This is a genomic window from Streptomyces sp. NPDC058008 (genome assembly GCF_042886395.1).
Taxonomy (GTDB): Bacteria; Actinomycetota; Actinomycetes; order Streptomycetales; family Streptomycetaceae; genus Streptomyces.
In genome coordinates, this window is the sequence record NZ_JBHVQX010000023.1 from 42,604 (window position 1) to 54,789 (window position 12,186).

A 12,186-nucleotide genomic window follows, 5' to 3' on the forward strand; every position below is an offset into this window, starting at 1 on the left:
GCCTTGCGCACGCCGTCGGGGCGACTCTATCCTCACTTTGTGCCGCGCGTAAACAAACTGCGGACGGCCCTGTCGGCAGGACTTGGCGGAGACACCGCCCCGCTCCCGCGGGCCCGCCTCCGCACCGCCCTGACCGTGTTCTTCGCCCTCGACGGATTCCTCTTCGCCGGCTGGGTGGTCCGCATCCCGGCCATCAAGCAGCAGACGGGGGCCACCGCCTCCACCCTGGGGCTCGCCCTGCTCGGCGTCTCCGCCGGTGCGGTGGTCACGATGATGCTCACGGGCAGGCTCTGCCGGCGCCACGGAAGCCACGCGGTCACGGTCGTCTGCGCCGTACTGCTGTCGCTGAGCATCGCCCTTCCGGCACAGACGGGTTCGGCGCTCGCCCTGGGTCTCGTGCTCCTGCTCTTCGGCGCGGCGTACGGCGGGATGAACGTGGCGATGAACAGCGCGGCCGTCGATCTGGTCACCGCGCTGCGGCGCCCGGTGATGCCGAGCTTCCACGCCGCGTTCAGCTTCGGCGGGATGGCCGGTGCGGGGCTCGGCGGGCTGGTCGCGGGCAGTCTTTCCCCCGCGACGCACCTCTTCGCCCTCACGGGCTTCGGACTTCTCGTCACGGCCCTGACCGGGCCGGTGCTGCTGCGCGCCGGCCCGTCCGCGGCCCCGGCCGGGCGGCGCCCCGCGGACGCCCCTGAACCGCCGAAGGGGATGAGCCCCCAGGCGCGCCGGATCGTGGTCCTGTTCGGTGTCATCGCCCTCTGCACGGCGTACGGCGAGGGTGCGCTGGCCGAGTGGGGCGCGCTGCACCTCAGCCAGGACCTGGGGGCGGCCCCCGGTCTCGCGGCGGCCGGATACTCCCTGTTCGCGCTGACGATGGCCGTCGGCAGGCTCAGCGGCACCGCCCTCCTGGAGCGCTTCGGGCAGACCCGGACACTGGTGGCGGGCGGGGCGACGGCCGCGGCGGGAATGCTGCTGGGCGCCCTGGCCCCGGCCGTCTGGCTCGTGCTGCTCGGCTTCGCCGTGGCCGGTCTGGGCCTGGCCAACATATTCCCGGTGGCGGTCGGCCGGGCCGGCGCGCTGGCCGGACCCAGCGGGGTGGCCGCCGCGTCGACCCTCGGCTACGGCGGGATGCTCCTGGGGCCGCCGGTCATCGGCTTCCTCGCCGACTGGTTCTCCCTTCCGGTGGCCCTCACCACGGTGACGCTGCTGGCCGCGACGGCGGCGGCGCTGGGCTACACCGCCCGCAACGCGACGAACACCTGAACGATTGAGTAGTCGTACTCAGGCACCGGCCGCTCCCCCGGCGCAGGATGGAGGTAACAGCCTTCTACGGGGAGCGGGACATGAATCACCGGACGATGAACACGCGGCCGCTGCGCACACTGACGCGGCTGACCTTCGGAAACACTGCTTCGCGGATCTACCTCGGCCTCGTCCTGGCGGTCGCGGTGTTCGTCGCGGTCGACGCGCTGTTCGTGTCCCACGACGACGCGTCGTTCGCCGGGGTCTGGCTGTTCTTCCTTGCCGCGCCGACCGTCTTCGTCTTCTTCCTGGGCAGCTCGATGGCCGGCGGGGACACCGGGGGCCCGGCCTGGTTCGTCTATCTCGCCCTGGTGGTGTCGGTACTCGTCCAGGCGTGTGCGCTGGGGTGGTTCTCCCAGCTGATCCGAGGCTCCCGCCACGGCCGCTCGGCGCACCCCCAGGGCACCTGAGGGGCGCGGCGAGCCCATGGCCCGGGCGCCGGGAACGAACCGCGCCCGGCGCTTCTTGGGCGGAAGGTACCGGGCCACGGGCACCTGGGGCCGGGACGTTGAGAAACCGCAGGACCTCTGGGCGGGAGGGCCGCAGGGCCGCAGGGCCGCAGGGGCAGTGTCTGCCCGTTGCCCTGCTGCCGGGGGCCCGCTCCGAGGTAGGTACGTAGGCTCGGGCGCCCCGTGGGCGCAGGGTTCCGCCCCGGACCGATTTCGATGCGGAGCGGTTACGGATGGGACCGGTTCCGGTTCACCGCGGTGATGGGTCGGACCGGTTCCCGATCGGTCCGTACTCGGGTTCGCGGGAGGGAGCCGGTTACAGATCAGCTCGCGCCCTTCGAGAGGGCAGAGCAGGCCGGGCGAATCCGTTTCCGGGACCCAGCACGGGCCCTCAGGCCCGCGGACGGTCAGCCGTTCACGATCCTGCCGACGTCCACGGATCCGCCGGAAGGCCAGGCTTCGGCCGGAACCACCCACCGGCCCGGTTCGCCCACCGGCCCGGTTCAGCGCGCAGCACCGTTCAGCATCCGGGAAAGCACCTCACGCTGTACGGGGCGGGCCTCCGCGTGGCGGGCCTGGCCGGCTCCGGTCAGTTCCACGCGGACGCCGCGCCGGTCCTCACTGCACATCGCGCGGCGCAGGAGGCCGTTCTTCTCCAGACGGGCAACGAGCCGTGAGAGAGCACTCTGGCTGAGATGGACCCGCGAGGCGATCTCCTGCACGCGCAGGCAGGCGCCACCGCTCTCCCCCGCCGCCTCGGCAAGGACGTCAAGCACCTCGAAGTCACTGGCTCCCAGGCCGTGCTGGTCCAGCGCCCGGTCGAGCTCGTTCAGGGTCCTGGCATGGAGCGCGAGCATCTCGCGCCACTCACCCACCAGGGCCTGCTCGGACTTCGTCGCTGCCATGACCGCACGCTAGCAGAACGGCAGGTTATCCATGCGCGTGCAATAGATGCACACGCATGATGCCGGGCGGCTACGGTACGCAGAAGCATGCTTGCTGTCGGTCATAGCCCCCTGTGACACTGGGAGCATGTCACGGCGCACTCAGGCGGAGCGGGACGCGATAACGGTCGAGATCGGCTACGCCCTGTTCAGTGGGGGCTTGGTGGCCGTGGCGACGTTCGTCGGGGTGTCCCTCCCCGCCCTGCTTCTCGACCTGTCCGACGGCTGGGACCGCGGGCTGTTCCGGGCCGGGGCCGCGCTCGGTGGGCTGGCGTTCGCCACGCGGGTCGTCCACGTGCTGTGGCGTTTCCCCCGCGCCGGCGAGGAGGGGCGCCTGCCACCCGCCGGGCCGACCCGGGACGTACGGAGGGACTCCGACCCGTAGGCCGTACGACAACCCGCCTCCGCGCCCCGGCTCCGAAGTGGCCCACGGGCGGTGGCTGACGCGCACCTGAGGGATGAACAGACCGGTGGCGCTTGCGCGGCCGCCCCGTGTCGCGCCTCCGACGCCGAACCGGGTCGCGCATTCCGCCCACGGCCTACCGGCCGACCCACACCTCGGCGCCGCCATCGCCACCTCCTCGGAAGAGGACGCGAACTCGGCGATCAGGGGCGGGCCGTCCTCCGGCAACCGCGAAACGTCTCGCGCCTCCACCGCCCGCATCACAGGTTGCCACTCATCCCGTTCGGCCCCGGGGAAGGAACCCGGGGGCCCGGATTCGAACGCCTCGGGTACGCACTCACCGCGCACGCAGGCGGGTGAGCCTGACCGCCCCGGCGTCGCACGGGCCGGACCGTCGGCAACCGCTCGGATCCGGGAGGACCGCCCGGGTCCCGGTCCCGGCAGGACCACCGGGCCGCCGCCTCCGGACGTCCGCAAGTACGGTTCGGGGTCCGGTTCGCACGCCCGGCGTGCGCCCCCGCACCACGGGCGAAGGCCGGTGAGGCGCACCGGCACCCCCGCCGATCCTGGCCGGACGGGCCACCCGGGCTCGCTCGCGGGCCCGCTCACCTGCACCCCCGGTACGTCGGTCCGGCGCCTCACCCCAGGCTCTTGCTCAGAAGATCCAGGTGGAAGACCCAGGCGGAGGACCTGGGCGGACGGCGGACAGCCGACAGCGGACGGCTCCGCGTGCAGGAAACGGAGCCGACGCACCAGCGCCTCCACTCATCCGCTCGCCACACCCCGGCCCCCGGGCCCGGACCACCGCGAACGGCGTCAACTCCGCGCCCTGACGGACAAGCTGAGCAAGCACGCGCGCCTCACTCCGTCAGCCACGCCGCCCGCCGGACTCGACAGGCCTGAGCGACGCGTCCCCGCCCCGCGTGCCCGCCGTCTCAGGTGCCGGTGCCCCCGCCGGGCCGGCCCTCCAGGAGCCCCACCGAGCGTCCGAGCTCATGGACGGCGTGCCGGAAGAACAGTTCGCGCGCTTCGACGACGCGGGTGAACTGGCCGAAGACCTCGAAGGAGATCAGCCCGAAGAGCTGCGCCCACGCGGAAACGAGGGCCACCGCGAAGGCCGGAGGAAGATCCGGTGCGAGATCGGCGGCCATGCGCGCGGCCTCGGGCCGCAGCCCCGGGGGCAGCCGGGGGACGGCGACGCCGTCCGCGAGGCGGGCGTCGTGCACGAGGCCGATGAGGACCTGGCCCACCCGGGAGGCGGGGCCGACGGTGTCCGGCGGGGCCGTGTAACCAGGGACCGGCGAGCCGTGGACCAACGCGTACTCATGGGGGTGCGCGAGGGCCCGGTCCCGTACGGCGCAGGCCACCGCGGTCCAGCGGTCGGGATGGGAAAGCCCCATGCCGTCGGCCTCCGCACGGGCCGTCTCCGCGGCTTCGCCCATCGCGTCGTAGGCGTCGACGATCAGAGCCGTCAACAGGTCGTCGCGGGAGGGGAAGTACCGGTAGAGCGCGGAGGACGCCATGCCGAGTTCACGGGCCACGGCACGAAGGGAGAGCTTCGCGGCGCCTTCCGCCGCGAGCTGCTTCCTGGCCTCGGCCTTGATCGCCGCGGTGACTTCGACGCGGGCGCGTTCCCTGGCTCCTCGAATGGCGCTCATGACGTCAGTCTGCCACGCGACGGGAGCACCGCACACCAACGAGAGCAGTGCTCTTGCTTTGGAGCATCGAGCGCGTGCACACTGATCTCAAGCGAGAGCACTGCTCTCTCAAGGGTGGAGGTCACCATGTCGCAGCAGCCGTACTACCTACAGGCCGGCGCCTTCGCGCAGCGGATGAACAGGGCCGTCGGATGGCTCGCACGCCACGGCGTCAGCCTTCTGGGCTCGGCGGAGCTGTCGGTGACGGGCCGCAGGAGCGGCCGGATGCAGCGCGTCCCCGTCAATCCCCACGGGTACGAAGGCGTCCAGTACCTGGTCTCCGCCCGCGGCCACTCGCAGTGGGTGCGCAACCTGCGCGCGGCCGGAGGCGGAGAACTGAAGGTGGGCCGGAAGGTCCGCGGGTTCACCTCCGTCGAGATCGCCGACGACGAGCAGAAGGTGCGGATCCTCCGCGCCTACCTGAAGCGCTGGGGCTGGGAGGTCGCTCAGTACTTCCAGGGCGTCACGGCGAAGTCGGCCGATGCCGAACTCCTGGCCGCGTGCCCGGACCACCCCGTCTTCCGGATCACGCTCAGGAGCTGATCCGGTCCGCCCCCTGACGGTCGACGACGTGCAGCGCGCGCTGGGCCAGCGGATGTGAGCGGACCAGCTCGGCCAGGGACGTCGTCCCCCGGGTGATGCCCGCGAACGCGTTCCAGGCGGGGCGGAAGCCGGTCAGCGCCGCGTGCAGGAGTCCGGGGCGCCGCTCGAAGAGCCTCAGCATGCGCCGTCCGACGCTCATCTCCACGCCCAGCCCGGCCTTGACCGCGAACGCGTAGTTGAGTGCCTGCCTCCGGGCGTCGACCGCGTCGTGCGACTCCGCGATGCGCACCGCCCATTCGCCCGCGAGCCGCCCGGACCGCAGGGCGAAGGAGATGCCCTCCCTGGTCCAGGGCTCCAGGAGCCCCGCCGCGTCGCCGCAGACGAGCACCCGGCCACGGGAGAGCGGCGAGTCGTCGCTGCGGCAGCGGGTCAGATGGCCGGAGGAGATCTTCGGTTCGAACCCGGCGAGACCCAGCCTGCCGACGAAGTCCTCCAGGTACCGCTTGGTCCCCGCGCCGTCGCCCCGCGCCGAGATCACACCGACGGTGAGCGTGTCCCCCTTGGGGAAGACCCAGCCGTAACTCCCGGGCATCGGACCCCAGTCGATGAGTACCCGCCCCGCCCAGTCCTCGGCGACCGTCTCCGGAACGGGGATCTCCGCCTCGAGGCCGAGGTCCACCTGGTCGAGCTTCACCCCGACATGAGCTCCTATACGCCCCGCGCTCCCGTCGGCGCCGACGACGGCACGCGCGAGCACCGTCTCGCCACCGGCCAGCACCACGGCGACCGTACGCCGGTCGGGCACGGCGGTGCCGTGCTGCTCGACCCGCGTCACCGCGACGCCCGTACGCAGCTCGGCGCCCGCCTTCTGGGCCTCCTCCACCAGGCCGGCGTCGAATTCCGGCCGGTTGATCAGCCCGAAGAGCATGCGCTTGGACTTGCGGGTGCGCGACAGCTTCCCGTTGAGCGAGAAGGTGACCGCGTGGATCCTGTCCTTGAGGGGCAGTTCGAATCCGGGGGGCAGGGAATCCCGCGAGAACCCGATGATTCCGCCGCCGCATGTCTTGTAGCGGGGGATCTCCGCCTTCTCCAGCAACAGCACCCGGCGGCCTGCGACTGCCGCCGCGTACGCCGCGGATGCTCCCGCCGGGCCCGCGCCGACCACGACGACGTCCCATACCGAGGACTCCTGCGGTACCGACGACGACTCATCCGGCTCAATTCCGGCGTCTGCGTTCTCGCTGCTCACGATGTGCTTCTGCTCCCGATCCGACCAGTGGCCCCAACTGCTCACGGCATCCTACGGCGCGCCGCGGCCGAACTCCTCTGTGGGAGGATCAGCCTCGAATTCGTCGTACACGCGACGTCGCGTCCCCGGCGTCGCCCCCGGCCGCGTAACGCGTCGCGCCCTAGTCCTAACGTCGCACCCACGAGGAGCGTGCCCATGACCGCCCGTCCGATTTCCGAGACCGTTGCCTCGCTGATGCCCCGCGCGAAGGCGGAGCTCGCCGAGCTGGTGGCCTTCCGGTCGGTCGCGGACACCGCGCAGTTCCCCAGGAGCGAGTGCGTGGCGGCGGCCGGCTGGGTCGCCGACGCGCTGCGCGCCGAGGACTTCCAGGACGTCGCCCTGCTCGACACCCCTGACGGGACCCAGTCGGTGTACGGCTACCTTCCCGGCCCGGCCGGCGCGCCCACCGTGCTGCTCTACGCGCACTACGACGTGCAGCCCCCGCTGGACGAGTCCGCCTGGCTCTCCCCGCCGTTCGAGCTGACCGAGCGCGACGGCCGCTGGTTCGGCCGGGGTGCCGCGGACTGCAAGGGCGGCTTCATCATGCACCTGCTCGCGCTGCGCGCCCTCAAAGCGAACGGCGGCGTCCCGGTCTCCGTCAAGGTGATCGCGGAGGGCTCGGAGGAGCAGGGCACGGGCGGCCTGGAACAGTACGCCGAGGCGCACCCCGAACTGCTGGCCGCCGACACTATCGTCATCGGTGACACCGGCAACTTCCGTGTCGGGCTCCCCACCGTCACCGCCACGCTGCGGGGCATGACGATGCTGCGGGTGCGCCTGGACACGCTCGAAGGGAACCTGCACTCGGGCCAGTTCGGCGGCGCGGCCCCGGACGCGCTGGCGGCCATGATCCAGCTGCTGGCATCCCTGCGGGACGAGGACGGCACGACCACGGTCGACGGACTGACGAACGACGCGGAGTGGGACGGACTGCGGTACCCCGAGGACGAGTTCCGTACGGACGCCAAGGTGCTCGACGGCGTGGGGCTGATCGGCACCGGCACGGTCGCCGACCGCATCTGGGCGCGGCCCGCGGTCACCGTCATCGGCATCGACTGCCCGCCGGTCGTCGGGGCCACCCCCTCGCTGCAGGCGAGCGCCCGTGCACAGGTGAGCCTGCGGGTGCCGCCGGGCCAGGACGCCGCCGAGGCCACCGAGCTGCTGACCGCCCACCTCCGGGCCCACGCCCCGTGGGGTGCGCGGGTCTCCGTCGAACAGGTCGGCCAGGGGCAGCCGTTCCGCGCCGACACCACCAGCCCCGCGTACACGTCGATGGCCGAGGCCATGCGGCTCGCCTACCCGGGTGAGGAGATGCAGTCCTCGGGCATGGGGGGTTCCATCCCGCTGTGCAACACCCTGGCCGCCCTGTATCCGCAGGCGGAGATCCTGCTCATCGGGCTGAGCGAGCCAGAGGCCCAGATCCACGCGGTGAACGAGAGCGTGTCCCCCGAGGAACTCGAGCGGCTCTCGGTCGCGGAGGCCCTGTTCCTGCGGAACTACGCGGAGTCCAGGAAGGGCTGAGGTCCGCACGGGGTGCCGGTGTACACGGCCGGGTACGGAGTGCCGGGGTCAGGAAGGCCTGAGGTCCGCACGGCGTGCCGGGGTACGGACTACCCGGGTACGGACCGCCCGTGCACGGACTGCCCTTGTACGGACTACCCGTGTCGCCCGGAGCGCGAGCCCGGGCGACGGGCGGCCCGCCGCCCTGGGTCCGCCGTGCGGACGGCGGCCGGGTGACGCGGCCGTCGCGGATCCGCCGTGTGGACGGTGGCCGGGTGACGCGGCCGTCGCGGGGCCGCCCCCGCCTTGTAGGGGCCGCCCGGCCGGGGCGCGTCACACCCTCGGGTGCGCTTTCGCCGGGGTCCGACGGGGGCCGGGGCCGACGGAGAGGGGCGGCAGAGCCTACCGGCCGCCCACGGGCACCCCGGCCTCGAGGTTCAGCACGGTCGACCGCTCGCGGGCGCGCAGTGCCCAGCGAAGCCGTTCGAAGCGTGTCGGCGGGAGCATGCCGGCGGCCTCCTCCTCGGTGACGAACCGCCAGCCGCGCAGTTCCGAACCGGGCAGGAGCAGGTGTGCGGCCTCCTCGCCGCACAGGTGGCCCCCGTCGAACAGGAAGCGCAGTCCCCCGTACGCGGGCGGCTTCGGCGCCTCCCAGTCGACCACGAGCAGTTTCGGCGGCTCGTCCAGGCGGAGCCCGATCTCCTCGGCGACCTCGCGTATCCCGGCCTGCGCGGGGGCCTCCCCCGGCTCCACCACACCGCCGGGGAACTCCCAGCCCGGTTTGTAGGTCGGATCGACGAGCAGCACCCGGTCCTGTTCGTCGAAGAGCAGCACCCCGGACGCCACCGTCTCCGCCCGGGGTTCGGGGGTCTGGACGATCCCGCACTCCCTGGCCTCGCCCGTGCGCAGCGCGTCCGCGATCCGCTGGGCCGTCTCGTGCGGGGTGAGGGTGCTGGTGTCGATCGTGTGGGCGTCGGCGGTGAGCCACCCGAGGGCCGCCCGGTAGGGCTCGATGTGCTCGTACGCCCACTGCCGGACACGCTCGTCGCGCTCGGGGTCACCGGCGCGTTCCTCGCGCTCGGCGATCCGCCTACGCAGGATCGTTTCCTCAGGTGAGAGCAGTATGTGGCGCACCGGTATGCGCCGGGCGGCGAGCCCGCCGAAGATCTCGTCGCGGTAGTCCTGTCTCAGGAGGGTCATCGGGACCACCAGGACCCCGGAGAGTTCGGCGAGGAGCGCGGCCGCCGTGTCGACCACCAGGCGCCGCCATATCGGCAGGTCCTGGAAGTCGGTCACCTCGGCGAGCTTCTTCGGGGGCAGCAGCCGGCGCAGTCCGCCGCCGGTCAGCCCGGGGTCGTAGAAGGTGCTGTTCGGGATCAGATCGATCAGTTCGCACGCGGCACTGGTCTTGCCCGCACTGAACGCACCGTTGATCCAGACGATCACGGGTCCCCCTCTTCCGTAGCCCCCTGTGGCTTGCCCGCAACACCCCGCTCCGGAAACCCGCGGGAGCCATGCGGTTGCGCGGGCGCGGGCGCCGGGGCGCTCGGCTGGACGGGTCCGCGCGGCCGCGCCGCCGTAACGGGGAGCGGCCGGACGTCGTTGGAGCGGGCAGTCACTGGAACGACGAGGGGGTACGCGGTGCGCCGCACGGTACTTGAGCGCTTTCCCGCCGGAGGGCCGCGCGGGAGCCGTCCCGCGGAGGAGTTCGCTGCGGCGCGCCGCGGCGAGGGTGTGGCCGCCGAGGTCGTGATGGACCTGGAGCAGGACGTCTTCCTGGTGGTCGTGCCCCAGCAGGCGACGGACCGGGGCCGCTGACCGGGAGGGGCGGGCTGCGCCCGCGGGACGACCGCCGGCCGGGGAGGCCGGGGGACGGCTACGGTGCGGCCACCGCCCGCACGCCGTTCGAGGCGCCGGGGCGTACCGCCGAGGCCGCGGCCGCGGCGCCCACCAGGCCCGCGTCGGCGCCCATCACCGCGGAGGTGACGGTCAGTCCCTGGACGAAGGAGAGCGTGGCGTAGTCGCGCAGCGAGGCGCGCAGCGGTGCGAAGAGCACCTCACCCGCGCCCGCGACTCCCCCTCCGATCACGGCGATGTCGATCTCGGCCAGGGTGGCGGTGGCAGCTATCCCGGCGGCGAGCGCCTGGGCGGCGCGTTCGAAGGAAGCGGCCGCGACCGGGTCTCCCGCCCGGGCGGCCGCCGCCACGGCGGCGGCCGTGGCATCGCCGTCCGGGCCGGGGCGCCAGCCGTTCTCCAGGGCGCGCCGGGCGATGTTGGGCCCGCTGGCGAGCCGCTCCACACACCCCCGGGCGCCGCAGGGGCAGCGGTCACCGTCCAGGTCGACGCTGATGTGGCCGATGTGACCGGCGTTTCCGGAGGGGCCCGGGTGCAGCTTTCCACCGAGCACGAGGCCGCCTCCGACGCCGGTGGAGACGACCATGCACAGCGCGTTGTCGTACCCACGGGCGGCGCCCAGCCAGTGCTCGGCGGCGGTCATCGCGACCCCGTCGCCGACAAGGGTGACGGGCAGCCCGCCGGTCGCCGCGGCCACCCGGTCCACCAGGGGAAAGCCCCGCCAGCCGGGCACGTTGACCGGGCTGACCGTGCCGGCCGAGGCGTCCACCGGTCCCGCGCTGCCGATGCCGACCGCGCGCACCCGGTGCCAGAGCGGAGAGGCGGTCAGCTCGGCGAGGACGCCGCTCACCGCGCCCATCACGGCCTCGGCGCCCTCACGGGCCGGTGTGGGGCGCCGCGCCCGTGCCAGGAGGGATCCGCCGCCGTCCACCAACGCCCCGGCGATCTTTGTACCGCCGATGTCGAGCGCGGCGACGAGGTCGGTATGCATCGGTGTGGACTCTCCGGAGGGGTGAGGCGCGGGACCTGCGAATTCAGTCAGGTGGTCCACCCAGTCTCCATTCTCTTGACAACGTTGTCCAGGGCCTATGCTCGACGCCACAGCATCCGGCTCCTCCCCGGCACCGCCGGGAAGGAGCCGGAATCATCCGTTCCCGACGACAGGACAGCGCACCGTGGCCGAGACCGCCCGCCATTCCGAGTCCCGCTACGGCAACAGGCCGACCATGAAGGACGTGGCAGCCCGTGCGGGAGTGGGCCTCAAGACGGTCTCACGCGTGGTGAACAGCGAGCCCGGAGTCACCCCCGACACCGAGCGCCGCGTCCAGGAGGCCATCGACGCACTCGGTTTCCGCCGCAACGACAGCGCGCGGGTGCTGCGCAAGGGCCGCACCGCGTCGATCGGCCTGGTCCTGGAGGACCTCGCGGACCCCTTCTACGGGCCGCTGAGCCGCGCCGTCGAGGAAGTGGCCCGCGCGCACGGCGCCCTGCTGATCAACGGCTCCAGCGCCGAGGACCCGGAGCGCGAGCAGGAGCTCGTCCTCGCGCTCTGCGCCCGCAGGGTGGACGGACTGATCGTGATCCCGGCCGGGGACGACCACCGTTATCTGGAGCCCGAGATGAAGGCCGGCATCGCCACGGTGTTCGTCGACCGTCCGGCGGGACGGGTCGACGCGGACATGGTCCTGTCGGACAGCTACGGCGGAGCCCGCGCGGGCGTGGCCCATCTGGTGGCACACGGCCACCGCCGGATCGGATTCGTCGGCGACCAGCCGCGCATCCACACCGCGACGGAACGGCTGCGCGGATACCACGCGGCGATGACCGACGCCGGGATCACGGTCGAGGACGCCTGGGTGTCCCTCGGCCCGACCGACCCCGCCCGGGTCAGGGCCGCCGTCGAGGCGATGCTGGCCGGTCCCGACCCGGTGACCGCGCTCTTCGCGGGCAACAACCGGGTGACGGTCACCGCCGTCCGCGTCCTCGCCGAGTGCGACCGCCGGATCGCCCTGGTCGGCTTCGACGACATCGAACTCGCCGATCTGCTGGGCATCACGGTGATCTCGCAGGACGCCGCGGCGGTCGGCAGGACCGCCGCGGAGCACCTGTTCCGCCGCCTCGACGGCGCGGCTCACGCCCCCGCGAGGGTGGAGCTGCCGACCCGGCTCATCGCGCGCGGCTCGGGGGAGCTCCCGCCCGCGTGACG

12 protein-coding genes are annotated in these 12,186 nt (G+C 72.9%); 7 read left to right on the forward strand and 5 right to left on the reverse strand.

Features of this window, described 5'->3' with window-relative positions:
- Nucleotides 1–39 precede the first annotated feature (39 nt).
- Both ACFVS9_RS23100 and ACFVS9_RS23105 read left to right on the forward strand, forming a co-directional pair.
- Complete coding sequence (locus tag ACFVS9_RS23100) at nucleotides 40–1,263, forward strand: MFS transporter (protein ID WP_389934992.1); 1,224 nt, start codon at nucleotides 40–42, stop codon at nucleotides 1,261–1,263.
- An 80-nt stretch (nucleotides 1,264–1,343) separates the two neighbouring features.
- Nucleotides 1,344–1,712, forward strand: a complete 369-nt coding sequence (locus ACFVS9_RS23105; RefSeq protein WP_389934995.1) for an SCO4225 family membrane protein — start codon at nucleotides 1,344–1,346, stop codon at nucleotides 1,710–1,712.
- 542 nt (nucleotides 1,713–2,254) lie between these two features.
- Here the strand turns inward: ACFVS9_RS23105 and ACFVS9_RS23110 are convergent.
- Nucleotides 2,255–2,656 carry a MarR family transcriptional regulator gene (locus ACFVS9_RS23110; protein ID WP_389934998.1) on the reverse strand — a complete coding sequence of 134 codons (402 nt, stop codon included), beginning with the start codon at nucleotides 2,654–2,656 and terminating at the stop codon, nucleotides 2,255–2,257.
- A 127-nt stretch (nucleotides 2,657–2,783) separates the two neighbouring features.
- Between ACFVS9_RS23110 and ACFVS9_RS23115 the strand changes: the two genes are divergently transcribed.
- On the forward strand, nucleotides 2,784–3,080 hold the full coding sequence (locus ACFVS9_RS23115) for a DUF6332 family protein (RefSeq protein WP_389935001.1): 297 nt from the start codon (nucleotides 2,784–2,786) through the stop codon (nucleotides 3,078–3,080).
- Nucleotides 3,081–4,033: 953 nt separating this feature from the next.
- Here the strand turns inward: ACFVS9_RS23115 and ACFVS9_RS23120 are convergent.
- Nucleotides 4,034–4,756: a TetR/AcrR family transcriptional regulator gene (locus ACFVS9_RS23120; protein ID WP_389935004.1), complete on the reverse strand. Its 723-nt coding sequence runs from the start codon at nucleotides 4,754–4,756 to the stop codon at nucleotides 4,034–4,036.
- Between the two features lie 126 nt (nucleotides 4,757–4,882).
- On the opposite strand from ACFVS9_RS23120, the gene ACFVS9_RS23125 reads away from it, so the two are divergent.
- Nucleotides 4,883–5,338: a nitroreductase/quinone reductase family protein gene (locus ACFVS9_RS23125; protein ID WP_389935007.1), complete on the forward strand. Its 456-nt coding sequence runs from the start codon at nucleotides 4,883–4,885 to the stop codon at nucleotides 5,336–5,338.
- Here ACFVS9_RS23125 and ACFVS9_RS23130 read toward each other — a convergent pair.
- Entirely contained in the window at nucleotides 5,328–6,587 is a 1,260-nt protein-coding gene (locus tag ACFVS9_RS23130; protein ID WP_389935010.1) for a geranylgeranyl reductase family protein, read from the reverse strand. The genes ACFVS9_RS23125 and ACFVS9_RS23130 overlap by 11 nt on opposite strands.
- Nucleotides 6,588–6,782: 195 nt before the next feature.
- On the opposite strand from ACFVS9_RS23130, the gene ACFVS9_RS23135 reads away from it, so the two are divergent.
- Nucleotides 6,783–8,147 (forward strand): dipeptidase, encoded by a 1,365-nt coding sequence (locus tag ACFVS9_RS23135; RefSeq protein WP_383115691.1) that lies wholly within the window; start codon nucleotides 6,783–6,785, stop codon nucleotides 8,145–8,147.
- A 381-nt stretch (nucleotides 8,148–8,528) separates the two neighbouring features.
- On the opposite strand, the gene ACFVS9_RS23140 is transcribed toward ACFVS9_RS23135, so the two are convergent.
- Nucleotides 8,529–9,572 (reverse strand): NUDIX domain-containing protein, encoded by a 1,044-nt coding sequence (locus ACFVS9_RS23140; protein WP_383115692.1) that lies wholly within the window; start codon nucleotides 9,570–9,572, stop codon nucleotides 8,529–8,531.
- A 195-nt stretch (nucleotides 9,573–9,767) separates the two neighbouring features.
- Here ACFVS9_RS23140 and ACFVS9_RS23145 point away from each other — a divergent pair, with 195 nt between their 5' ends.
- The gene (locus ACFVS9_RS23145; RefSeq protein ID WP_383115693.1) at nucleotides 9,768–9,944 is read left to right on the forward strand and encodes a hypothetical protein; all 177 of its coding nucleotides are present in this window, start codon (nucleotides 9,768–9,770) and stop codon (nucleotides 9,942–9,944) included.
- Between the two features lie 58 nt (nucleotides 9,945–10,002).
- On the opposite strand, the gene ACFVS9_RS23150 is transcribed toward ACFVS9_RS23145, so the two are convergent.
- Complete coding sequence (locus ACFVS9_RS23150) at nucleotides 10,003–10,971, reverse strand: ROK family protein (protein WP_383115694.1); 969 nt, start codon at nucleotides 10,969–10,971, stop codon at nucleotides 10,003–10,005.
- Nucleotides 10,972–11,155: 184 nt separating this feature from the next.
- Between ACFVS9_RS23150 and ACFVS9_RS23155 the strand changes: the two genes are divergently transcribed.
- Nucleotides 11,156–12,184, forward strand: coding sequence for a LacI family DNA-binding transcriptional regulator (locus ACFVS9_RS23155; RefSeq protein ID WP_383115695.1), 1,029 nt, complete (start codon nucleotides 11,156–11,158; stop codon nucleotides 12,182–12,184).
- Nucleotides 12,185–12,186 lie beyond the last annotated feature (2 nt).